This window comes from Allobosea sp. Root381, from assembly GCF_001429395.1.
GTDB lineage: Bacteria > Pseudomonadota > Alphaproteobacteria > Rhizobiales > Beijerinckiaceae > Allobosea.
Map to the genome: position 1 here is coordinate 56001 of NZ_LMJT01000034.1, position 20256 is coordinate 76256.

Below are 20256 nucleotides of genomic sequence, written 5' to 3' on the forward strand. Positions count from 1 at the left end.
CCCTTTTTTTGGCTGAACGCCGCCTTTTCCTGTCATTGCGAGCCCCCGAGTCTTGCCTTTGGCAGGCCCAAGGACAGACGCCGCGAAGCAATCCAGGAGCAGGTATAGCGTTGGCTGCCTTGGACGGTCGCAACGGCAAAAGCGGTGTCTACGCAGCGAGCTTGCCGACCAGCCCGGCGAACCTGTCCATGAACTTCTGCAGGAACTCGCGCGTCGCCTCGTTCGTCACGGCGTCGAGATCGTCGATCGCCCCGTCCTTGTAGGTGATGAACATCTGCCCGCCCATCACCAGCGCGCCCTGGTTGCCGAGGATGTCGCGCAGGTGCTGCTGGGCGCAGGCCGTGCCGACGGAGCCCGGGCTCGCGCCGATGATCGCCACCGGCTTGCCGCCCCAGACGCCCTTGCCCGAAGGCCTGGCCGCCCAGTCGATCGCGTTCTTGAGCACCGCCGGAATCGAGCGGTTGTGCTCGGGCGTGACGACCAGCACGCCTTGCGCCGATTCGATCTCGCGCTTCAGCCGCGTTGCGTTCTCAGGCCAGGCCTCCGCCTCGAGATCCTGATTGTAGAGCGGCAGGTCGTCGATCCGCGAGAAACGCGACGTGAACGAGCCCTCGCCGAGCTTCGCCAGCGCCCGTCCCAGCCGGAGATTGATGGACGCCTTGCGGTTGCTGCCGACGATAACGGCGAGCTTGAACTGAGCCATGAAGAAGCCTCGCGAACAGAAAGAAAGGAAAGGGACCGGGAGGGAACGCACCGGAGCGGCTCCGGGTTCGGACAGTCCGACATCGGGCCGCAAAGCGGAAGCCGCCTTTCGGATGAAGCTGATCAGGGTATGACGCAGCGCGGCGCGCTTGTGCGGCTCAGCGCGGCCGTGCCGCCAGCGGCAGGTCGTCGAACAGGCCGGGCAGCTTGCTGGTCCGCGCCTTCTCGATCGTCAGCATCCTGAGCTTGGTCTCGACGCCGCCATCCGCGGAGAAGCCGCCGGTCCTGCCGCCCGCCGCCAGCACGCGATGACACGGCACGATGATCGGGAACGGATTCTGGCCGAGCGCCACGCCGACGGCACGGGCGGCTCCCGGCTCCCCGATCCGGGCCGCGACCTCGCCATAGGTCAGCGTTTCCCCGGGCAGGATCGCGAGCGCCACCTCATAGACCCTGCGGTTGAATTCCGGGACGCTCGCGAGGTCCACCGGCAGATGCGAGAGATCGCGCGGCTCGCCGCCGAGCAGCGCCTTGATGTCGGCGATCGCCGCCGCCGCGAAATCGGGCGGCTCGGCCTCGCTGGCCTGCGGGAAGCGCCGCACCAGCCGCTGCCGGGCGGTCTCCTCGTCCTTCTCGGGCAACTGCGCGCCGATGATGCGACCGGCCTGCCACACGAGCGCACAGGCGCCGATCTCAGTGTCGAAGAGGCGGTAATGCTGCATGCCCCGCAGCATAGGCCATTGCCGGACGCTCCGTCATCCCCAAGCGGTGACCGCGCCTGGCGCCGCCCCTCACATGTAGAGCTTCTCGCCCTCGAGCCCCTTGTAGAGGCCGGCGACCTGCTCGCCATAACCGTTGAACAGCAGGGTCGGCTTGCGCTCGCGCGATCCCAGCACCTGCTCGCTGGCCTGGCTCCAGCGCGGATGGGCAACGGCCGGGTTCACATTGGCCCAGAAGCCGTATTCCGAGGCCTGCAGCCCCTCCCAGAAGGTCTTGGGACGCTCGGCCACGAAGCTGATCTTGGTGATCGATTTCACCGACTTGAATCCGTATTTCCACGGCACGATCAGCCGGAGCGGCGCGCCGTGCTGGGTCGGTATCGGCTTGCCGTAGATTCCGGTGACGAGCAGCGGCAGCTCATTGGTCGCCTCGGCGATGGTCAACCCCTCCGTATAGGGCCAGGGATACCAGCGCTGCATCTGGCCGGGCGCCATGCGCGGATTCAGGAAGGTCTCGAAGCGAATGTATTTCGCATCCGAGAGCGGCTTCGCGAAATCGACGAAGGCCTTCAGCGGGATGCCGGTCCAGGGCACGGCCATCGACCAGGCCTCGACGCAGCGGAATCGATAAAGTCGCTCCTCCAGCGGCAGCTTGCGCACGAGATCGTCGAAGCCGATCTCGAAAGGCTTTTCCACCATGCCTCCGATAGAGACCGTCCAGGGCCGCGTCGCCAGCTTCTTGGACGCGGCCACGATGTCCTTCGACCCGCCGAACTCGTAGAAATTGTTGTAGTTCGCCGCGAGTTCCTCGTCGGTCACCGGCCGGTCGAGCGTGTAGGCGGCATTCTTCTTCGCCGGGTACAGGTCGGCGGTCGGGTCCGGCCCCTGCGCGGCGGCGATCTTCGGCAGGGAACTCGCCGCGATCAGCCCGGCACCGCCGGCGATGAAGGCACGGCGGTTCAGGAAGACGGATTCGGGCGTGGCCTGGCTCTCGGGCATTTCCCAGCCAGGACGGTGTTTGATCAGCATCGACGGACATGCTCCGTTTCAGATGCTGCGAGTCTGCGCCGGCCCTGCCCCACCCGCAAGTCACGAGCGGGAGAGCGGACGATGCGTCACTTTCCGTCATTGCGAGGAGCGAAAGCGACGAAGCAATCCAGAAGCGGCAGAGCTCCCCGCCCCCCTGGATTGCTTCGCTTAAGCTCGCGATGACGGCTGGAAGCCTCAGCCGCGCGCTTCGAGCGCCTTGATGATCGCCTGGCCCATCTCGCTGGTCGAGACGGCGTTGGCGCCCGGTGCGGCGATGTCCTTGGTGCGGGTGCCGGAGCCGAGCACGTCGGCGATGGCGCCCTCGAGCCGGTCCGCCGCCTCGCCCGCGCCGAAGGAATAGCGCAGAGCCATGGCAAACGAGCCGATCATCGCGATCGGGTTGGCGAGGCCCTTGCCGGCGATGTCGGGCGCCGAGCCGTGGACGGGCTCGTAGAGCGCCTTGCGCTTGCCGGTGGCCGGGTCCTCGGCGCCGAGCGAGGCGGATGGCAGCATGCCGAGCGAGCCGGTCAGCATCGCCGCGACGTCGGAGAGGATGTCGCCGAAGAGGTTGTCGCAGACGATGACGTCGTACTGCTTCGGCCAGCGCACCAGCTGCATCGCGCAATTGTCGGCGAGCACATGCTCGAGCTCGACATCCGCGTATTCCTTGGCGTGCAGCGCGGTGACCGTCTGCTTCCAGAGCACGCCGGTCTTCATGACGTTGTGCTTCTCCGCCGAGGAGAGCTTGTTGCGGCGGGTGCGCGCCAGCTCGAAGGCGACGCGCGTGATCCGCTCGATCTCGCCGGTGGTGTAGAGCTGCGTGTCGACGCCGCGCTTCTGCCCGTCCTCCAGCGTGACGATCTCCTTCGGCTCGCCGAAATAGACGCCGCCGGTCAGCTCGCGCACGATCAGGATGTCGAGGCCCTCGACGACCTCGGGCTTCAGCGAGGAGGCCGAGGCCAGCGCCGGATAGCAGATCGCCGGACGCAGGTTGGCGAACAGGCCGAGATCCTTGCGCAGGCGCAGCAGGCCGGCCTCGGGCCGGTGCTGATAGGGCACGTCCGCCCATTTCGCCCCGCCGACGGCGCCGAACAGCACGGCGTCGGCATCCTGGGCGAGCTTCATGTCGCCTTCCGAGATCGCCTGCTTATGCGCGTCATAGGCCGCGCCGCCGACGAGGCCCTTCTCGATCTCGAAGGACGCGACGCCCTGCTTGTCGAACCAGGTGACGATCTGTTCGACCTGCGCCGCCACTTCGGGGCCGATGCCGTCGCCGGGGAGCAACAGGAGCTTGTGGGTCGCCATGGTCGTCGCCTCGCCTTCACATGTTTGCGTTGGCGGGGTGATTACGAGGGCCGGACCCGGCGCGCAAGCGCGGCGATGCAGCCCTGCCCTCCCTCGATATCAATTCAGGCCGTCTGCAGCAGCCGCGCCGTGACCTCGATCTCGACCTTCATCTCGGGCTTCAGCAGGCCGGCGACGACATACATGCCGGCCGCCGGGCGAATGTCGCCGAACACCTCGCCGCAGACGCCGAGCACCGGCTCGCAATAGCTGCGGTCGGTGACGAAATACTGGGCCCGCACCACCCGGGCCAGCGAGGAGCCGGCCTCGGCCAGCACCGCATCCAGCGTGCGGAAGATGTTGCGCGCCTGCTCGGCGACATCCTCCGGCAGCGTCATGGTGACGTAGTCGTAGCCGGTCGTGCCGGAGACGAAGACGAGGTCGCCGTCGATCACGGCGCGCGAATAGCCGAAGGCGGACTCGAAGGGCGAGCCGGTGGAAATCAGGCGGCGGGTCATGAAGGCTCCGGAGCTAGGAACTTGCCGTCATTCTCGGGCGGAGCGAAGCGCAGACCCGAGAATCTCCGGCAGGATAGGTTCTGGAGACTCCATGTCAGGAGGTGCCCGGGTCAAGCCCGAGCATGACGTGGAACTCAGAGGCGCCCGCCCTTCAGCGCGCGCAGCACCTTCTCGCCGGGCCGGCCGGTCTGCTGCATGCCGATCTTGCCCTCGATGTCGCGGATAGCGGCCCGGGTCAGCGAACCCACGGCACCGTCCGGCTCGCCGACATCGTAGCCGCGGGCGATCAGCAGGCGCTGCAGTTCGCGGCGCTGCTCGCGCGAGAGCGGCAGGTCGTCGGTCGGCCAGTCGCCCTGCACGCCCGGCCTGCCGCGGAGGCGGTCGGACAAGAGCGAGATGGCGAGCGCGTAGGAATCCGCGCCGTTGTAGCTGTAGGCCGCGTCGTAGTTCTTGAAGACGAGGAAGGCCGGGCCGTTGCGGCCGGCCGGCATAAGGAGCCCGGCATTGCCGGTGCCGTTCAGCGCCGAGCCGTCGAACTTGACGATGCCCTGCCCGGCCCAGTGCGAGACCGGGCGCTTCGGGTTGCGGCCGCTATTGCCGGAATAGCCGCGCGGCACGCGGACCTCGTAGCCCCAGGTCGCGCCGGTCACCCAGCCGGCCTTGGCCATGAAGTTCGCGGTCGAATGCAGCGCATCGGGGATCGAATCGACCAGGTCGCGCCGGCCGTCGCCGTCGCCATCCACCGCGAGCCGCATATAGGTCGAGGGGATGAACTGGGTATGGCCGAAGGCACCCGCCCAGGACCCCATCAACTGCTCGGGCCTGAGGTCGCCGCGCTGGATGATCTGGAGCGTCGCGATCAACTCGCCGCGGAAGAAGGCGTTGCGCCGCGGCGCGAGGCAGGCGCCCGTGGCAAGCGACTGCACCAGCGGCCAGCGCCCCTTTGCATTGCCGAAATCGCTCTCCACGCCCCAGACTGCAGCGATGGTGTGCCGGTCGACGCCGAAGCGCTTCTCGGCGGCGGCCAGCGTCGAGGCGTGCTGGCGCAGCATTGCGCGCCCTTCGGCGACCTTCTCCTCGTCGACCAGCGTGCCGAGATAGTCCCAGATCGGCGTCTTGAACTCCGGCTGGTTGTTCATCGCCTCGATGACCTTCATCTCGGGCTCGACGCCCGCCATGGCCCTGTCGAAGGTCGTCCCCGAAACGCCCCGCTCCGCGGCGGCGGAGCGCAGGCCCGACAGGCAGGACTGGAACTTGCCCTGGGCCGAAGCCGCCGAAGCGAACAGTGCGAGAGGAAGGGCGAGAGGCAGGGCAAAATGAAAAGCGCGCATGGTCTCCACCGAATCGAGGGAATGACGCGAAACTAGGGCGCCGCGGTTAAGGGAGGTTAATCATCGCGAATCTGCGGCACAAAGCCGCGAATCCGCTTATGAAGAGCGGTCTTCCAAGCTGGAACTGCGCCGCCATGTCGTCCGCCTCGATCGAGCTCCTCGGCTTTGCCGCCGCGGCCCTGACCAGCCTGTGCTGGCTGCCGCAGGCCTGGCGCACCATCACCACGCGCGACACCCGCGCCATCTCCCTCTGGACGCAATCGCTCTTTGCCGCTGGCACCGCGCTTTGGCTCACCTATGGAGTTCAGCTCGGTTCCGGGCCGATCATCCTCGCCAACACGCTGACGCTGATCCTGGTCCTGACGATCGTGACGATGAAACTGCGCTTCGGCTGAAGCGTTGCATTGCCCGCGCCGACATCCGGAAACCGCCTTCTCGGCCCATCGCCCGCGAAAGAGCCCGACATGCCCGCTTTGACCACCGCCCATGTCCTGCCCATCGCCATGCTGATCGGCTCGAACATCTTCATGACCTTCGCCTGGTATGGGCATCTCAGCTACAAGAGCACGGCGATCTGGCTCGCGATCCTGGCCAGCTGGATGATCGCGCTGCCGGAATACATGCTGGCCGTACCGGCCAACCGCATCGGCTCCGCGGTCTACTCCGCCGCCGAACTCAAGACGATGCAGGAGGTCATCACCCTGACCGTCTTCGCCGGGTTCTCGGTGTTTTGGCTCAAGGAGGCCCTGACCTGGCACCATGCCGTCGGCTTCACCCTGATCGCGGCCGGCGCCTTCTTCATCTTCCAGGCGAAGGCCTGACGCCGATGAGCAAGAGCACGACGATCCCCTCCCCCGGCCATCAGGCGGTCGAGGCCTATCTGGCGGATGGCTACGACCGCGTGCCGGGCATGTCCTCGCGCTTCGCGGCCGCGATCTGCGCGCGCCTGCTGCGCCTGCAGAGCGAGGAAGACGTCGCAGGGCCGATCGCCGAGATCGGGGCCTTCGAGGGCCGCTTCTTCATCGCGCTCGCCCATGCACTCGAGCCCGGCGAGCTTGCGCTGGCGCTCGACATCTTCGAATGGCCCGACGCGAGCGTCGAACAGCGCTTCGAGGCCAATTGCGAGCGCCACGGCATCGCAGCGCAGCGCCGCCGCACGATCAAGGCCAATGCCGGCGAGATGGCCCCGGCCGACCTCGTCGCGCATGCCGGCGGCACGAGGCTGCGGCTGATCCATATCGACGGGGAGCATTCGCGGGCGGCGCTGGCGAAGGACCTCGCGCTCGCCACCGCCTGCCTGGGCGAGGGCGGACTGATCGTCCTCGACGACATGCTCCACCCCGGCTACCCGACGCTGATGGTCGCGGTGCAGGCCTTTCTCGAGGCCAATCCGGAGATCGTACCGCTCTGCATCATCGACCGCGAGACCATCGTCGGCGCGGCCAAGTTCGTGCTTTGCCAGCGCAACTGGTTCGAGCGCTACCAAACGCACATGCTCGACATCTTCAAGGACTGGATCTGGCCGCTCGGCGCCGATTTCGAGCCGCATTGGTGCCTGGTGCTGTCACAGGACACGCGGCTGGCTGAGATCCGCTGAACCGCTACTTCGCCGGCCGCACCCGCAGCACCTTGCCCTCGGACGAATCCGCGAGCAGGTAGATGAAGCCGTCCGGGCCCTGTCTGACATCGCGGATGCGCTCGCCGAGACCTTCCAGCAGGCGCTCCTGTCCGGTCACGCTCTCGCCCTGCGTCGAGAGCCGCACCAGCATCGAGCCCGCCAGCGCGCCGACGAACAGCGAGTCCTTCCAGGCCGGCCAGACCGCGCCGGTGTAGAAGGCGGCGCCCGAAGGCGCGATCGAGGGGTCCCAGTGAAGCAGCGGCTGCTCCATGCCGGCCTTGGCTGTCCCCTCCCCGATCTTCGCGCCCGAATAGTCGATGCCGAATGTAATCACCGGCCAGCCATAATTGCGGCCGGCCTTGGGCGTGTTGACCTCGTCGCCGCCGCGCGCGCCGTGCTCGGCGGTCCAGAGCTGGCCCGTCTGCGGGTGGAGGGCGGCGCCCTGCACATTGCGGTGGCCGATCGACCAGATCTCCGGCTGCCAGCCCTGGACCTTGGGGTTGCCCTCCGCGGCGCCGCCCTCGGGACGAATGCGCATGATCTTGCCGATATGGTTGGCCGGGTTCTGCGCCTGGTCGCGCTGGCTGTAGCGGTCGCCTACCGTGACGAAGAGCGCGCCGCTGCGGTCGAAGACCAGCCGCGAGCCGAAATGCAGGTTGCTGCTGACCGTCGGCATCTGCCGGAAGATCACGCTCACACCCTCCAGCGCCGTGCCGCGTGCGTTCAGCCTCGCACGAGCCACGCTGGTGCCGCTGCCGCCGGCTCGCGCCTCGGCGAAGGAGAGGTAGACCGTCCGGTTCTGGGCAAAACCGGGATCGAGCGCGACGTCGAGCAGCCCGCCCTGCCCGCGCGCGGCGACATTGGGGACCCCCGTGATCGGCGGGGAAAGCTTGCCGTCCGTGCCGACCAGCCTGAGCCGGCCCGGCCGCTCGGTCACCAGCATGCGTCCGTCCGGCAGGAAGGCGAGGCCCCAGGGATGCTCGAGCCCGCTCGCCACCGTCTCGACGGTAAGCTCTCCCGCGCTCGACGCAAAGCGCTGCTGGGCCTGCCCGGAACCGGCGGCCAGAAGCGCGGCGGCAAGCGCCAGGATCGGGGTCGAAAGTCGCATGGCCGGGCTCCGCAGGCTTGGGGTCATGCCAACCGAGATAGGCATGCCCGCTCTTCGCGCAACCGCGAAGGCCGGCGGATCACGGCTTTGCGAGAACCTGCGAAGCGGCGAAGCCGATCTCGGGCCGGGCAGCGGCCTTGACTGCAACGATGCGGCCAGCCGCCAGATGTGCTGCCCAGGCGATGGCGAGCCCGGCCAGAACATCGACGAAGTAATGCCCGCCATCGATCGGCGTTGCGGCGATCATCGCCAGGTTGAGCAGGACGAAGGGCCAGCGCAGCCAGGGATGCGCGCAGGCCGCCAGCAGCATGATCAGCCCGAGCGCGGCATGGTAGGAGGGAAAGGTGATGATGCCCTCGGCCCGGCCGATATCGAGCGTGAACGGCGCTCCGGCACGCAGGGCCTGCATGTCCGCGACATGCACGAAGGACGCTCCCGGAGAGAGATTGGGATAATCCGCCGGGCCGAGCCCGAGATGGACGAACATGGCCATCGCCGGCAGGAAGCCGGAGATCACGATCGTCACCGCACCCGAGAGGATCATCGCCAGCACCATGATGCGCGCCGCATCGCCCCGGCCCGTGAAACAGAGGCCGAGGATGAGGATCAGGACCTGAGGGATGAAGCTCGCATAGGCGAGGGAAAACAGCGTTCCGAGCCAGGGCCTGGCGTCCACCGCCTTGAGATAGGCGAGCCAGTCCAGCCCCAGCGCGCGATCCGCTGCCTGAAAGGCGGCGTCCTGCAAGGGCAGCCCAAGCGTCGCCATCAGATAGGACAGCAGCGCGCCACCCGCCATGAAGGCGGTCATCTGGCCGGTGCAATCCAGCGCGTCGGCGAGCTTCGTTTCGGCCCGCTTCGTGCGGTAGTACCAGGCCGCGGCGGCCAGGGCCGCCGCCGCTGCCAGAGGCCCTGCGAGCGAGAGGGGGGCAACCGACAGGCTGGCAAAGCTCAGCCACACCAGGTCGGCGGCGAGAACGAGAGCGATCACGCTCCAGGCGACCCGGTTCGCGCGCTCTACCCTGCCGCTTTCCTGCTCACGCATCTCGACGCCCCGTTGCCCACGGAGCGTTACCTAGCCCAAAGCCCTTTCGGCCAGGTCAATGCGATTGGTTAAAGGACGGCATACTCTGCCCTTTACGCCGGCTGCACCCCGGCATCCTTGATGATCTGCTCCCAGACCGCGATTTCCTGCAGGTGATAGGGCTGGAACTGCTCGGGATTGCGCAGCTTCATCGTGAAGCCGAGCTTCAGGATCTGCTCGGTGATGTTCGGCTTGGCGAGCGAGGCCAGGATCGCCTTCGACAGCGTGTCGAGCACGGGAGCGGGCGTCTTCGCCGGCGCGAAGAAAGCCGCCCAGGAATCTGCATCGGCATTGCTGACGCCCTGCTCGCGCAGCGTCGGGATGTCCTTGGCGCGCGGGTTGCGCTCGGGGCTGGCCAGCGCCAGCGCGCGCAGATTGCCGGCATTGATCTGCTCGAGCACGCTCGGCAGGGTCGAATTGGCGATGTCGATGCGGCCGCCGATGATCTCCTGCACCAGCGGCGCCGCGCCGCGGAAGGGCACATGCGTCATCTTGATGCCGGTGCGCTGCATGAACAGCTCCATCGCCAGATGCGAGCCGGAGCCGGCGCCGGTCGAGCCGTAATTCAGCTTGTCGGGGTCCGCCTTGGCGAGCGCGATCAGCTCCTTGATGTCCTTGGCCGGCAGATCTTTGCGCACCACGAAGGCGTGCTCGAAGGCGCCGACGCCGGCGAGCGGCGCGAAATCCTTGACCGCGTCGTAGCCCGGCTCCTTCAGCAGGAACATGTTGTTGCCATGCGTCTGGTTGTTGCCGAAGATGATGGTGTGGCCATCGGCCGGTGCATGCGCGACAGCCCGCGTGCCCACGGCGCCGGAAGCGCCCGCCCGGTTGTCGACCACGACACCCTGGCCGATCGAGCCCGAAAGATCCTGCGCCACGAAGCGCGCGATCGCATCTGTCGGCCCGCCTGCCGGATAGGGCACGACGAGGGTGATTGGCTTGCTCGGGAAGCTCTGCGCGCGAACGAGCGAGGGCGCGAATACGGCGCCGGCCATCAGGCCGAGCGTCGAGCGGCGGGTCAACGACATCAGTATCCTCCCGGAAGGCCGCCTCTATGGCGGACTGGTTGGGGCGAGATTTAGAGCATCGGGCCGAAAAGGGGAATCCCGGTTTTCGGACAATCCGATGCGAAAGCGTCGCTGGATAGCGACCCCGGAAAGCCTGAATTTCGGAGGCGCCGGCGGCAATTTCGGGGATATTTGAGGGAAACTCTACGCCAATAGCGCCGTCATCCAGAACTTGCGCTGCTCCGCAGCTGGTCCGGAATGACGAGGAGCTTTCCGCGAGAACAAAGCGCTATGCCGTAAACCCCGCCCGCTTCAGCCTTTGCACCGCGAGGTCGAGCGCCTGCAGGAAGGCGGAGCGGTCCTTCGGCGAGAACGGCTTCGGGCCGCCGGTCGCCGCACCCATGGCCCGCAGATCCTCCATCATGTCGCGTGTCGCCAGCGCCATGCCGATCGACGCCTCGGTAAACGGCTTGCCGGTAGATCCGATGACCTCGGCGCCCGCCTTGATGCAGCGGTCGGCGAGCGGAATGTCCGCAGTCACCACGATGGTGCCGCGCCGGGCCCGCTCCGCGATCCAGTCATCGGCCGCATCGAATCCGTCCGTCACCACGACGCGCTCGATCCAGGGCTCGCGCGGCAGCGCCATGTAGCTGTTGGCGACGACGAAGACGTGCAGGCGGTGGCGCTCCGCGACCTTGAAGATCTCGGGCTTCACCGGGCAGGCATCGGCATCGATATAGATCGCGATCGGTGTCGGGGTATTCATGGCGACAAGCGCATCGCAGGGACGAAGGCCACGCGCAAGCGGCAAGGTCCGACACGCGCGGAAATGCGGGGCTACGGTAAGAAACCGCGTGCGCCCGCGAGCGCGATGGCCTAGTCTTGCCTTCTGCTTCGACATGACGAGGCCCGCTTCCGCCGGGCCGGCCGCGGCAGGCGAAAGCCGCCCCCCCATGCTGGACCTCAGCCCCGACGTTCACCCGAGACCGCAGAGCGACGCGACCCCGCGCCGCTCAACCAAAGGAGCCTGACGATGGCAAAAGGCGAACAGCGCAGCAACCGCGAAGCCAAGAAGCCGAAGAAGGACAAGCCGAAGGTCACGGCCGCGGCACCCTCGACCTTCGCAGCCGTAGTCGCCAAGGCCGCGGAGCCGAAGAAGAAATGATCCGCTTCAGGACGATCGACCCGGCCGATCAGGACAAGCCGGCAGAGAAGCCCGTTGCGCCGGCCAAGCCCGCCGTCGCTGCGTCGGCACCTGCCGGCGACGGCGAGCCGGCAGCCGCGAGGAAGGGCCTGACGCGCAAGACGCCGCTGCGGGCGAAGAAGGCCGGCAGCTCCCGTTCGTTCAAGGACTGACGCGCGGTGCCGGCCTGATCGCACAGGGGGCATTCGGGGAACGAGAAACCATCCGGGCGGCAAGCGCGAAAGCCGTGGCGACGGCGATGTCGGCGCTATCGCCTCCAGCGGTAGCCACGATCAAATTCGCTTCGCTGCTGGCATTGATCAAGCACTCTGGCTTGCGATGGGGCGCCATGCGCCCTAAACCACGCGCGCGCCTGCCCGGCGCCGAACCTCTCGCTCCCCGGAGATCAGTCCCATGGCCTTTCTTGCCGACGCCCTGAAGCGCGTGAAGCCGTCTGCGACCATCACCATCACGCAGAAGGCGCGCGACCTGAAAGCGCAGGGCAAGGACGTGATCTCGCTCTCCGTCGGCGAGCCCGATTTCGACACGCCGGACAACATCAAGCAGGCGGCGATCGCGGCGATCAACCGCGGCGAGACGAAGTACACGCCGGTTTCCGGCATCCCGCAGTTGCGCGAGGCGATCACCCGCAAGTTCAAGCGCGAGAACGGCCTCGACTACAAGCCGAGCCAGACCATCGTCTCCACCGGCGGCAAGCACGTCATCTACAACGCCCTCCTCGCCACGCTGAACCCGGGCGACGAGGTGATCTGCGTCTCGCCCTACTGGGTCTCCTATCCCGAGATGGTGGCGCTCTGCGGCGGCACCGCGACCTTCGCCGAGACCAAGATCGAGAACGAGTTCAAGCTCCAGCCGGAGGAGCTCGAGCGCGCGATCACGCCGAAGACCAAGTGGGTCATCCTGAACTCGCCGTCCAACCCGTCCGGCGCCGCCTACAGCTTCGACGAGATGAAGAAGCTGACCGACGTGCTGATGCGCCACCCGCATGTCTGGATCCTGACCGACGACATGTACGAGCACCTCGTCTATGGCGACTTCCAGTTCGTGACGCCGGCCCAGGTCGAGCCCGCGCTCTATGAGCGCACGCTGACCATGAACGGCGTCTCGAAGTCCTACGCCATGACCGGCTGGCGCATCGGCTACGCGGCGGGCCCTCAGGCTCTGATGAACGCCATGGATCTCGTCCAGGGCCAGCAGACCTCGGGCACCTCGGCGATCTCGCAATGGGCCGCCGTCGAGGCGCTGGACGGCACGCAGGACCACCTGCCCGTCTTCAAGAAGGCGTTCGAGCGCCGCCGCGACCTCGTCGTCTCCATGCTGAACCAGACCCGCGGCCTCGTCTGCCCGAAGCCGGAAGGCGCCTTCTACGTCTATCCCGACTGCTCGGCCCTGATCGGCAAGACGATGCCGAACGGCAAGAAGATCGAGACCGACGAGGACCTGGTCATGGGCATCCTGGAGACGGAAGCCGTCGCCGCCGTCCACGGCTCGTCCTTCGGCCTCGGCCCGAACTTCCGCATCTCCTACGCCACCTCGGACGAGAAGCTGGAAGAAGCCTGCCGCCGCATCCAGCGCTTCTGCGCCGAACTGCGCTGAGCCACATGCGAAAAGGCGCCACGACGCGCCGTACGATTCTGGCCGGGAGCCTCGCGCTCCCGGCTTCTTTCGTTTTCGGCCAGGGCGCCGCGTCGCTTTCCCCACGCGATGCGCATGAAGCCGTCCGCGCTGGCCGGCTGATCGTCGTCGACATCCGCACGCCGGAGGAATGGCGCGACACCGGCCTGCCGCAGGGCGCGCTCCCGCTCGATGCCGACGGCGCCGCCTTCGAACCGCGGCTGGCGGGGTTGCGCCTCGACCACCCGAAACGGCCGATCGCCTTCATCGACCGCACCGGGGCCCAGGCGGCGGCCCTCGCGGCCAAGCTGACCGGGCGCGGCTGGCGCGATGTCAGGGCCGTGCGCGGCGGCATGCTCGCGCCCGGCGGTTGGCTCGCGGAGAAGCTGCCGGTGACGGATTATCGCTGACCACGCCGTCATGCTCGGGCTTGACCCGAGCATCCCTCGCGGAAAGGACGCCCCTTCCGGGGAGAGATTCTCGGGTCTGCGCTTCGCTCCGCCCGAGAATGACGGATGTAAGCTCAGCTCTCTTCGCGCTTCATCAACAAATCCGGCCTTCTTTCCCGCGTGATCCGCTCCGCTTCCGCCCGCCGCCATCTGGCGATGCGGGCATGGTCGCCGGAGAGCAGTGCCTCGGGCAGGCCCCTGCCCTCCCATTCGCGCGGGCGGGTATAGTGCGGGTATTCGAGCAGGCCGTTCTCGAAGCTTTCCTCCTCGCCGGAGGCATCCTTGCCCATCACGCCGGGAATCAGCCGCACGCAGGCATCGAGCAGGACCATCGCCGCCATCTCGCCGCCGGAGAGGATGTAGTCGCCGATCGAGACCTCGGTCAGCCCCCGCCCCTCGATCACGCGCTCGTCGACGCCCTCGAAGCGGCCGCAGACGATGACGACGCCCTCGCCCGCCACCCATTCGCGCACCTGGGCCTGCGTCATCGGCCGCCCCCGTGGCGACATCAGCAGCCGCGGCCGGACATCCTCCGCCGGCACGGCCGTATCGATCGCCGCCCCCAGCACGTCGCAGCGCAGCACCATGCCGGCGCCGCCGCCGGCCGGGTTGTCGTCGACATTGCGGTGCCGGCCGATGCCGTGGTCGCGGATCTGGTGCGTCTCCAATGACCACAAGCCACGCCGCAGCCCCTCGCCCGCCAGCGAGGCACCGAGCGGGCCTGGAAACATCTCGGGATAGAGGGTCAGGATCGAGGCGCGAAAGGTCATGACCTCCTGCTGGCACGAAATCGGCGCCGCGTCATCAGAGCGGCGCCGTTCAGTGCCGGCAATGCCCAGGTGGGGTTTGCCTCAGCTCGACTGGCCTGCGATGCGGGCCTGCCAATGTACGTGCAAGCCCTCGATATCGGCGCTGGTGATGAAGGTCATCGCCTCGCCAATCTCGGCGTCGCTCCACTCCCACCATGCCATTTCGAGCAGCAGGGCGATTCGCGCCTCGTCGAAGCGCTTGCGGATCGGCTTCGCCGGATTCCCGCCGACGATGGCATAGGGCTCGACATCACGGGTGACGAGCGCCCGCGTGCCGATCACCGCGCCGTCCCCGATCCTGATCCCGGGCATGACGATCGCTTCCGACCCGATCCAGACATCGCTGCCGATGACCGTATCGCCGGCCGGGAGGTATCCGTCGCGCGCACCGGCGAAATGTGGAACATCCGGTAGATAATGAAACGGGAAGGTGCTGACCCACTCGTTCCGATGGCCCTGATTGCCGGCCATGATGAAGGCAGCACCGGAGCCGATCGAGCAGAAGCTCCCTATGATTAGGCGGTCGGCGCCCGCATCGGGCAGGAGATAGCGGGCGCAATCGTCGAAGCCATGGCCGTGATAATAGCCTGAATAATAGCTGTGGCGTCCGACGAGGATGTTGGGGTTGCGGACCTGCCGCGACAGGGGGATACCCTTGAACGGGCTTTCGAAAACATTGCTCATGAAGCTGTGCTCGCAATGGCGCGCGCGGCGCATCGGCTGAAAGACATGCGAAAAGCAGGTCACCGGCCGTGCCGATGCCCACCCTGGTCCTTCGTCCCTCGCGTCAGAAGCGCGGGGACGCGATGCTGTTGGTACAGTGCGCCTGCTTCATGATGGCGGCAGCATAGTCGCGGCAGCGGCCTGAGCGCAAATTCGGCGAGAGCCTGCGCCGCCCGCCCCATGGCTCAGCCGAACTGCAACACCGGCAGCCGGTCCAGTGCCCTGAAATCCTTGGCACTCGCCACGAGATTGTCGAAACCGGCAAAGGAATCGGCCTCGATCATCGTCAGCAGCGCGACGGCGCGCATGCCGGCCCGTCTGGCCGCCTCGACGCCGTTCGGCGCATCCTCGAACACGATGCAATCCTCGGCCGCGACACCCATGCGCTCGGCCGCCGCCAGGAACAGGTCGGGATGCGGCTTGCCGCGATAGCCCTGGCTCGGCGCGACGATCGTCTTCAGGAAGGGGCGCAGTTCCAGCGCGTCGAGCACGAGATCGATATTGCCCGGAGGGGCCGCCGAGGCCACCGCGATCGGCACGCCATGGCTCGTCGCCCGCGCGATCAGCGGCAGCAGGCCGGGCAGCGGCGCGACATGCGGGCCATAGGCCTCGCGGTAGTAGAGTTCCTTGTCATGGCCAAGCGCGTCGATCTGCGCGGCGTCGGCGTTGGGAAAGAGTGGCGCCAGAATTTCGCGGGACGCCATACCCGCCGTGCGGCGGAAGAATTCATCGGCGTCGAAGGGCAGGCCGTGCTCGGCGAGCAGCCGGCCCCAGGCCGCCTCGTGATAGCGCATGTTGTCGACGATGGTGCCGTCCATGTCGAAGATCAGCGCGCGCGCCGGGGCGGTGTTCATGCCTCGCCATCCTCGAACAGGCCGAGCGGCGGCTCGGCATGGATCACGCGCGCGGCGATGTCGATGCGCGGCGCGAAAGCCTTGGTAAAGGGCATCAGCACCGAGTGCCCATCGGGCGTCTCGATGTCGAGCAGGTCGCCCGCGCCGTAGTTCTCGACCGAGGTGACGGTGCCGAGCGCGGCGCCATCGGGGCCGAGCACCCGGCAGCCGATCAGGTCGGCATGCAGGAAATCGTCCTCGTCCTCGGGCGCGAGCAGGCTGTCGCGCGCCACGAAGAGCTCGACACCGTTCAGGCTTTCCGCAGCCTCGCGGCTGGTGACGCCCTTGAGCCGGGCGACGACCACCTCCTTGGCGGGGCGGATTTCGGCGATCTCGAAGAGGCGCCCCTTGTCGTCGGACAGAGGGCCGTAATCCGCGATCGCCAGCGGATCGCCGGTGAAGGTCTTGATGCGGACCTCACCCTTGATCCCATGCGCGGCGCCGATGACGCCGAGCAGGACGCGCGTATTGTCAGCAGCCATGGTGTCCACCACAGGGCAAAGACGGCCTCGCCGTCATGCTCGCCCTTGTGGCGAGCATCCACGTCTCGAACACCATGCACGACCCGCGAAGGCGTGGATGGTCGGGACGAACCCGACCATGACGACCGGCATCGCAGGCCGTGATCGGCATCACGCCTCGGCTTCGGCCGGGGCGGCGCTCTTCTCGGCCTTGGCGGCGGCGCGCTCCTTGGCCTTCTCGCCGGGCTCGGCCTTCTTCGGGTTGTTGCGGGCCGGGCGCTTGGAGACGCCGGCGGCGTCCAGGAAGCGCAGCACGCGGTCGGTCGGCTGGGCGCCCTTGGCGAGCCAATCCTTGGCCTTCTCGACGTCGAGTACGACGCGCTCCGGCGAATCCTTGGCCTTCATCGGGTCGTAGGAGCCGATCTTGTCGATGAAGCGGCCATCGCGCGGCGAGCGGGCGTCGGCGACGACGATGCGGTAATAGGGGCGCTTCTTGGCGCCGCCACGGGTCAGGCGGATCTTGAGGGACATGGTCTTCTCTTTCTCTGGTCTTGAGTAGGTTTTGCTGCATTGCCGGCCGACAGGGCCGACAGTCTCTCCGTCATGCTCGGCCTTGTGCCGGGCATCCACGTCTTGAACACCGCCCTCGCCCGGTGAAGACGTGGGTGGTCGGGGCAAGCCCGACCATGACGTCCCGGACGCTTGCGGACGAACAACTCACTTCTTCTTGCCCCCGAACGGCCCGCCCAGCCCGGGCAGCCCGCTACCGAGGCCCGGCAGCTTCGGCATCATGCCGGCAGGTGGCGTGACGCCCTTCGGCAGGCCCGGGAAGCCGCCCGGCGGCAGGCCGGGCATGCCGCCACCCCCGCCGAGCTGCTTCTGCAGTTCGGCGAGCTGGGCCGGATCCATCTTCGAGGGGTCCGGCATGCCGGGCGGCAGGCCACCGCCGCCGAGCCCGAACATCTGCCCGAGCTTGCCCATCATGCCGCCCTTCTGCCTGGCCATCGCCTTCATGCCGTCGGCCATGCCGCGATGCATTTTCAGCAGCTTGTTGATCTGCTCGGCCGAGGTGCCTGAGCCGGCGGCGATGCGCTTCTTGCGGCTGTTCTTGAGCAGGTCGGGGTTCTTGCGCTCGGCCGGCGTCATCGAATCGATCGCCGCGATCATGCGCTTGAACATCTGGTCGCCGACGCCGGCATTGGCGAGCTGGCCCTGAGCCTGCTTCATGCCGGGCAGCATGCCCATCACGCCGCCGAGCCCGCCCATCTTTTCCATCTGCAGGAACTGCGCGCGCATGTCCGAGAGGTCGAACTGGCCCTTGGCCATGCGCTGCGCGGTCGCCTGCGCCTGTTCGGCATCGATCGTCTGGGCCGCCCGCTCGACGAGGCCGACGATGTCGCCCATGCCGAGGATCAGGTTGGCGACGCGCGACGGGTGGAAATCCTCCAGCGCGTCGGTCTTCTCGCCCGTGCCGACGAGCTTGATCGGCTTGCCGGTGACCGCGCGCATCGAGAGCGCCGCGCCGCCGCGGCCATCGCCGTCCATGCGGGTCAGCACGATGCCGGTCAGCCCGACGCGGCCGTCGAAGGCGCGCGCCGTGTTGACGGCGTCCTGGCCGGTCAGCGCGTCGGCAACGAGCAGCACCTCATGCGGGTTCGTCGCGGCCTTCACCTCGGCCACTTCCGCCATCAGCGTGTCGTCGAGCGTGACGCGGCCGGCGGTGTCGAGCATCACGACGTCGTAGCCGCCAAGCCTGGCTGCCTCGATGGCACGGCGCGCGATCTGCACGGCCGACTGGCCGGCGACGATCGGCAGCGTCTCAACGCCGACCTGCTTGCCGAGAATGGCAAGCTGCTCCATCGCGGCCGGGCGCCGCGTATCGAGCGACGCCATCAGGACCTTCTTCTTGTTCCGGTCGGTCAGGCGCTTGGCGATCTTAGCCGTCGAGGTCGTCTTGCCCGAGCCCTGAAGGCCGACCATCAGGATCGGCACCGGCGGCACGGCATCGAAATTGATGCCCTCGCCCTCGCCGCCGAGCATCTCGATCAGCGCGTCGTTGACGATCTTGATGACCTGCTGGCCGGGCGTGATCGACTTCAGCACCTCGGCGCCGACGGCCCGCTCGCGAACCTTGTCGGTGAAGGAACGCACGACCTCGAGCGCGACGTCGGCCTCCAGCAGCGCCTTGCGCACCTCGCGCAGCGCGGCGTTGACGTCCTCCTCGGTCAGCGAACCCCTGCGGGTGAGCCCCGAAAGGATGCCTGACAGCTTGTCGCTCAGAGTGCCGAACATGCGGACGCTGTCCTGTCTGGTCTGTCGGGTTTCGTCTCTCGCCGAAAACCAACATGACCGCCAAACGGTTTCGCGCCCGAGGGCGCAGACGCGCTGTCGGGCGTTGACCTCCGGGCTCATGAAGCGCTGTGCGCGGCCCGGTCGGCGGATGCGGTCTCGACGATGTCGGCGAAACGGATGCGGCGTTTAAAGCCGCAGAATGCGGCGAAAGTCAAGGTTGTGGCCGCGGATGCCCCAACTGCGCGGCGCGGCGGTTGAGCCCGAGCACTCTTCGGTTACACAAGGCGGCCGATCGAGACGGAGAATGACGATGATTGCCGGAAGCCTCAAGACCTGCCTGTTTGCCGCTGCCGCGGTCCTGTTCGCCTCGCAGGCGATGGCGCAGGCCTGCCCCGGCAATTTCAAGGTCGATGGCGTCCCGATGGTCACCGGTATCACCTACCGCAGCTGGGATCTGGTGAAGGGCAAGGCGCCGGCCGCCGTCCTGAAGAACCTCGCCGCCGCCGTCTCGGCCGAAGGCTTCGCCGGCATCCGCGTCGACAAGGCCACGAGTTCCGTTGTCGCGATCCAGGAGACCAGCGGCTCGGGCCGGCCGCAGCACCTGCGCGTCACCGCCCGCAAGAGCGGCCCCGCGACCCGCGTCGATGCAGCCTTCGTGGTGCAGGCCGGCCAGGTCGCCCCCGAAGCTTATGTCCGCGACGCGCTCTGCCGCGTCATTGCCGGCGGCCGCGGCTGATTCCGGCAGGCCTCGCCGCGAAACCGCCGGGATCGCGGGGCACATCGCCGGCCTCCTTCACGAAAGCCGACGATGATCCCGCTCGCTCCCCGCCTCGCTCTTCTCGCCCTCGCCCTGCTCGCCGCCGGTTGCGCCGGCGAGGCGCGCCGCACGACCTCTCTCAATGCCCGCTCCACCGAGCGCCTCGCCGCCGTGACGCTCGATCCCGCCGAGGCCGGGCGCATTTTCAACGCCTATCGCGCGAGCCATGGTCTCGGCCCGGTGCGGCTTGACCCCGTCCTGACCGGCATGGCTCAGCGCCAGGCCGATGCGATGGCGAAGGCGAACAGCCTCTCGCATACCGTGGCCGGCAACTTCGCTTCGCGCGTCCACGCCGCTGGCCTCGACGCCGCGCGCTCGGCTGAGAATCTCGGCGGCGGCTACTATTCCACGCAGGAGGCCTTCTCCGGCTGGCGCAACTCCAGCGGCCACGATGCCAATCTCCGGATGAAGGAAGCGACGCGCTTCGGCATTGCCCTCGCCAAGGACCCGCAGACGCAATACCGCGCCTGGTGGGCCCTCGTCGTCGCCGGCGAGCCCGAGCGCCGCGTCGAGATGTCGGCCGGCCCCATCATGCATTTCGGGTCGAACCGACCGCAATCTCGCTAGCCGGGCGAAGGACGCTCGACTCGGGCAACC

General features: G+C 67.7%; 25 protein-coding genes. 9 read left to right on the forward strand and 16 right to left on the reverse strand.

Features of this window, described 5'->3' with window-relative positions; all coding sequences use genetic code 11:
• Positions 1 to 148: 148 nt before the first annotated feature.
• The 6 genes from ASE63_RS20100 to ASE63_RS20125 form a co-directional block, all read right to left on the reverse strand.
• Positions 149 to 703, reverse strand: a complete 555-nt coding sequence (locus ASE63_RS20100) for an NADPH-dependent FMN reductase (protein WP_056805519.1) — start codon at positions 701 to 703, stop codon at positions 149 to 151.
• Between the two features lie 157 nt (positions 704 to 860).
• Complete coding sequence (locus tag ASE63_RS20105) at positions 861 to 1424, reverse strand: methylated-DNA--[protein]-cysteine S-methyltransferase (RefSeq protein ID WP_056806142.1); 564 nt, start codon at positions 1422 to 1424, stop codon at positions 861 to 863.
• 69 nt (positions 1425 to 1493) lie between these two features.
• Positions 1494 to 2450, reverse strand: a complete 957-nt coding sequence (gene msrP, locus ASE63_RS20110) for a protein-methionine-sulfoxide reductase catalytic subunit MsrP (protein WP_056805521.1) — start codon at positions 2448 to 2450, stop codon at positions 1494 to 1496.
• A 195-nt stretch (positions 2451 to 2645) separates the two neighbouring features.
• A complete protein-coding gene (gene leuB / locus ASE63_RS20115; protein ID WP_056805522.1) occupies positions 2646 to 3755 on the reverse strand; it encodes a 3-isopropylmalate dehydrogenase in 1110 nt (369 codons plus the stop codon).
• Positions 3756 to 3859: 104 nt separating this feature from the next.
• Positions 3860 to 4252: a RidA family protein gene (locus ASE63_RS20120; protein ID WP_056805525.1), complete on the reverse strand. Its 393-nt coding sequence runs from the start codon at positions 4250 to 4252 to the stop codon at positions 3860 to 3862.
• A 134-nt stretch (positions 4253 to 4386) separates the two neighbouring features.
• Entirely contained in the window at positions 4387 to 5583 is a 1197-nt protein-coding gene (locus tag ASE63_RS20125) for a lytic murein transglycosylase (protein ID WP_056805529.1), read from the reverse strand.
• Positions 5584 to 5717: 134 nt separating this feature from the next.
• On the opposite strand from ASE63_RS20125, the gene ASE63_RS20130 reads away from it, so the two are divergent.
• From ASE63_RS20130 to ASE63_RS20140, 3 genes are all read left to right on the forward strand, one after another.
• The gene (locus ASE63_RS20130) at positions 5718 to 5978 is read left to right on the forward strand and encodes a SemiSWEET transporter (RefSeq protein ID WP_056805532.1); all 261 of its coding nucleotides are present in this window, start codon (positions 5718 to 5720) and stop codon (positions 5976 to 5978) included.
• A gap of 69 nt (positions 5979 to 6047) precedes the next feature.
• Complete coding sequence (locus ASE63_RS20135) at positions 6048 to 6404, forward strand: DMT family protein (RefSeq protein WP_056805534.1); 357 nt, start codon at positions 6048 to 6050, stop codon at positions 6402 to 6404.
• A gap of 5 nt (positions 6405 to 6409) precedes the next feature.
• A complete protein-coding gene (locus ASE63_RS20140; RefSeq protein ID WP_056805537.1) occupies positions 6410 to 7180 on the forward strand; it encodes a class I SAM-dependent methyltransferase in 771 nt (256 codons plus the stop codon).
• 4 nt (positions 7181 to 7184) lie between these two features.
• Here the strand turns inward: ASE63_RS20140 and ASE63_RS20145 are convergent, their stop codons facing one another.
• The 4 genes from ASE63_RS20145 to ASE63_RS20160 form a co-directional block, all read right to left on the reverse strand.
• The gene (locus ASE63_RS20145; RefSeq protein WP_056805540.1) at positions 7185 to 8309 is read right to left on the reverse strand and encodes a PQQ-dependent sugar dehydrogenase; all 1125 of its coding nucleotides are present in this window, start codon (positions 8307 to 8309) and stop codon (positions 7185 to 7187) included.
• A 79-nt stretch (positions 8310 to 8388) separates the two neighbouring features.
• Positions 8389 to 9351 (reverse strand): phosphatase PAP2 family protein, encoded by a 963-nt coding sequence (locus tag ASE63_RS20150; RefSeq protein ID WP_056805543.1) that lies wholly within the window; start codon positions 9349 to 9351, stop codon positions 8389 to 8391.
• A gap of 92 nt (positions 9352 to 9443) precedes the next feature.
• Complete coding sequence (locus tag ASE63_RS20155; RefSeq protein ID WP_056805546.1) at positions 9444 to 10418, reverse strand: tripartite tricarboxylate transporter substrate binding protein; 975 nt, start codon at positions 10416 to 10418, stop codon at positions 9444 to 9446.
• Positions 10419 to 10686: 268 nt separating this feature from the next.
• Positions 10687 to 11163, reverse strand: a complete 477-nt coding sequence (locus tag ASE63_RS20160) for a YaiI/YqxD family protein (RefSeq protein WP_056805551.1) — start codon at positions 11161 to 11163, stop codon at positions 10687 to 10689.
• A gap of 267 nt (positions 11164 to 11430) precedes the next feature.
• Here ASE63_RS20160 and ASE63_RS28755 point away from each other — a divergent pair, with 267 nt between their 5' ends.
• The 4 genes from ASE63_RS28755 (at position 11431) to ASE63_RS20175 (ending at position 13625) form a co-directional block, all read left to right on the forward strand.
• Positions 11431 to 11562 (forward strand): hypothetical protein, encoded by a 132-nt coding sequence (locus ASE63_RS28755; protein WP_280137457.1) that lies wholly within the window; start codon positions 11431 to 11433, stop codon positions 11560 to 11562.
• A complete protein-coding gene (locus tag ASE63_RS20165; protein ID WP_056805554.1) occupies positions 11559 to 11753 on the forward strand; it encodes a hypothetical protein in 195 nt (64 codons plus the stop codon). The genes ASE63_RS28755 and ASE63_RS20165 overlap by 4 nt, the downstream gene beginning before the upstream one ends.
• A gap of 241 nt (positions 11754 to 11994) precedes the next feature.
• Positions 11995 to 13197, forward strand: coding sequence for a pyridoxal phosphate-dependent aminotransferase (locus ASE63_RS20170; RefSeq protein ID WP_056805557.1), 1203 nt, complete (start codon positions 11995 to 11997; stop codon positions 13195 to 13197).
• A 5-nt stretch (positions 13198 to 13202) separates the two neighbouring features.
• Positions 13203 to 13625, forward strand: coding sequence for a rhodanese-like domain-containing protein (locus ASE63_RS20175; RefSeq protein WP_056805560.1), 423 nt, complete (start codon positions 13203 to 13205; stop codon positions 13623 to 13625).
• A gap of 113 nt (positions 13626 to 13738) precedes the next feature.
• Here the strand turns inward: ASE63_RS20175 and trmD are convergent, their stop codons facing one another.
• The 6 genes from trmD to ffh form a co-directional block, all read right to left on the reverse strand.
• On the reverse strand, positions 13739 to 14434 hold the full coding sequence (gene trmD, locus ASE63_RS20180; protein WP_056805563.1) for a tRNA (guanosine(37)-N1)-methyltransferase TrmD: 696 nt from the start codon (positions 14432 to 14434) through the stop codon (positions 13739 to 13741).
• 81 nt (positions 14435 to 14515) lie between these two features.
• A complete protein-coding gene (gene catB, locus ASE63_RS20185) occupies positions 14516 to 15157 on the reverse strand; it encodes a type B chloramphenicol O-acetyltransferase (RefSeq protein WP_056806147.1) in 642 nt (213 codons plus the stop codon).
• Between the two features lie 224 nt (positions 15158 to 15381).
• Positions 15382 to 16050, reverse strand: a complete 669-nt coding sequence (locus tag ASE63_RS20190) for an HAD family phosphatase (RefSeq protein WP_056805565.1) — start codon at positions 16048 to 16050, stop codon at positions 15382 to 15384.
• Positions 16047 to 16571 carry a ribosome maturation factor RimM gene (rimM, locus tag ASE63_RS20195; RefSeq protein ID WP_056805568.1) on the reverse strand — a complete coding sequence of 175 codons (525 nt, stop codon included), beginning with the start codon at positions 16569 to 16571 and terminating at the stop codon, positions 16047 to 16049. The genes ASE63_RS20190 and rimM overlap by 4 nt, the downstream gene beginning before the upstream one ends.
• Before the next feature lie 150 nt (positions 16572 to 16721).
• Positions 16722 to 17081: a 30S ribosomal protein S16 gene (gene rpsP, locus ASE63_RS20200; RefSeq protein WP_056805571.1), complete on the reverse strand. Its 360-nt coding sequence runs from the start codon at positions 17079 to 17081 to the stop codon at positions 16722 to 16724.
• A gap of 186 nt (positions 17082 to 17267) precedes the next feature.
• Positions 17268 to 18842, reverse strand: a complete 1575-nt coding sequence (gene ffh / locus ASE63_RS20205; RefSeq protein WP_056805574.1) for a signal recognition particle protein — start codon at positions 18840 to 18842, stop codon at positions 17268 to 17270.
• Positions 18843 to 19146: 304 nt separating this feature from the next.
• Here ffh and ASE63_RS20210 point away from each other — a divergent pair, with 304 nt between their 5' ends.
• A complete protein-coding gene (locus ASE63_RS20210) occupies positions 19147 to 19578 on the forward strand; it encodes a hypothetical protein (protein ID WP_244491493.1) in 432 nt (143 codons plus the stop codon).
• A 72-nt stretch (positions 19579 to 19650) separates the two neighbouring features.
• Positions 19651 to 20226 carry a CAP domain-containing protein gene (locus ASE63_RS20215; RefSeq protein WP_056805577.1) on the forward strand — a complete coding sequence of 192 codons (576 nt, stop codon included), beginning with the start codon at positions 19651 to 19653 and terminating at the stop codon, positions 20224 to 20226.
• Positions 20227 to 20256: the final 30 nt, after the last annotated feature.

Excerpts from the sequence above, each read along its gene's own strand:
- ASE63_RS20100 (WP_056805519.1), bottom strand. The coding sequence starts at position 703 with ATGGCTCAGTTCAAGCTCGCCGTTATCGTCGGCAGCAACCGCAAGGCG.
- ASE63_RS20105 (WP_056806142.1), bottom strand. The coding sequence starts at position 1,424 with ATGCAGCATTACCGCCTCTTCGACACTGAGATCGGCGCCTGTGCGCTC.
- msrP (WP_056805521.1), bottom strand. The coding sequence starts at position 2,450 with ATGCTGATCAAACACCGTCCTGGCTGGGAAATGCCCGAGAGCCAGGCC.
- leuB (WP_056805522.1), bottom strand. The coding sequence starts at position 3,755 with ATGGCGACCCACAAGCTCCTGTTGCTCCCCGGCGACGGCATCGGCCCC.
- ASE63_RS20120 (WP_056805525.1), bottom strand. The coding sequence starts at position 4,252 with ATGACCCGCCGCCTGATTTCCACCGGCTCGCCCTTCGAGTCCGCCTTC.
- ASE63_RS20125 (WP_056805529.1), bottom strand. The coding sequence starts at position 5,583 with ATGCGCGCTTTTCATTTTGCCCTGCCTCTCGCCCTTCCTCTCGCACTG.
- ASE63_RS20130 (WP_056805532.1), top strand. The coding sequence starts at position 5,718 with ATGTCGTCCGCCTCGATCGAGCTCCTCGGCTTTGCCGCCGCGGCCCTG.
- ASE63_RS20135 (WP_056805534.1), top strand. The coding sequence starts at position 6,048 with ATGCCCGCTTTGACCACCGCCCATGTCCTGCCCATCGCCATGCTGATC.
- ASE63_RS20140 (WP_056805537.1), top strand. The coding sequence starts at position 6,410 with ATGAGCAAGAGCACGACGATCCCCTCCCCCGGCCATCAGGCGGTCGAG.
- ASE63_RS20145 (WP_056805540.1), bottom strand. The coding sequence starts at position 8,309 with ATGCGACTTTCGACCCCGATCCTGGCGCTTGCCGCCGCGCTTCTGGCC.
- ASE63_RS20150 (WP_056805543.1), bottom strand. The coding sequence starts at position 9,351 with ATGCGTGAGCAGGAAAGCGGCAGGGTAGAGCGCGCGAACCGGGTCGCC.
- ASE63_RS20155 (WP_056805546.1), bottom strand. The coding sequence starts at position 10,418 with ATGTCGTTGACCCGCCGCTCGACGCTCGGCCTGATGGCCGGCGCCGTA.
- ASE63_RS20160 (WP_056805551.1), bottom strand. The coding sequence starts at position 11,163 with ATGAATACCCCGACACCGATCGCGATCTATATCGATGCCGATGCCTGC.
- ASE63_RS28755 (WP_280137457.1), top strand. The coding sequence starts at position 11,431 with ATGGCAAAAGGCGAACAGCGCAGCAACCGCGAAGCCAAGAAGCCGAAG.
- ASE63_RS20165 (WP_056805554.1), top strand. The coding sequence starts at position 11,559 with ATGATCCGCTTCAGGACGATCGACCCGGCCGATCAGGACAAGCCGGCA.
- ASE63_RS20170 (WP_056805557.1), top strand. The coding sequence starts at position 11,995 with ATGGCCTTTCTTGCCGACGCCCTGAAGCGCGTGAAGCCGTCTGCGACC.
- ASE63_RS20175 (WP_056805560.1), top strand. The coding sequence starts at position 13,203 with ATGCGAAAAGGCGCCACGACGCGCCGTACGATTCTGGCCGGGAGCCTC.
- trmD (WP_056805563.1), bottom strand. The coding sequence starts at position 14,434 with ATGACCTTTCGCGCCTCGATCCTGACCCTCTATCCCGAGATGTTTCCA.
- catB (WP_056806147.1), bottom strand. The coding sequence starts at position 15,157 with ATGAGCAATGTTTTCGAAAGCCCGTTCAAGGGTATCCCCCTGTCGCGG.
- ASE63_RS20190 (WP_056805565.1), bottom strand. The coding sequence starts at position 16,050 with ATGAACACCGCCCCGGCGCGCGCGCTGATCTTCGACATGGACGGCACC.
- rimM (WP_056805568.1), bottom strand. The coding sequence starts at position 16,571 with ATGGCTGCTGACAATACGCGCGTCCTGCTCGGCGTCATCGGCGCCGCG.
- rpsP (WP_056805571.1), bottom strand. The coding sequence starts at position 17,081 with ATGTCCCTCAAGATCCGCCTGACCCGTGGCGGCGCCAAGAAGCGCCCC.
- ffh (WP_056805574.1), bottom strand. The coding sequence starts at position 18,842 with ATGTTCGGCACTCTGAGCGACAAGCTGTCAGGCATCCTTTCGGGGCTC.
- ASE63_RS20210 (WP_244491493.1), top strand. The coding sequence starts at position 19,147 with ATGACGATGATTGCCGGAAGCCTCAAGACCTGCCTGTTTGCCGCTGCC.
- ASE63_RS20215 (WP_056805577.1), top strand. The coding sequence starts at position 19,651 with ATGATCCCGCTCGCTCCCCGCCTCGCTCTTCTCGCCCTCGCCCTGCTC.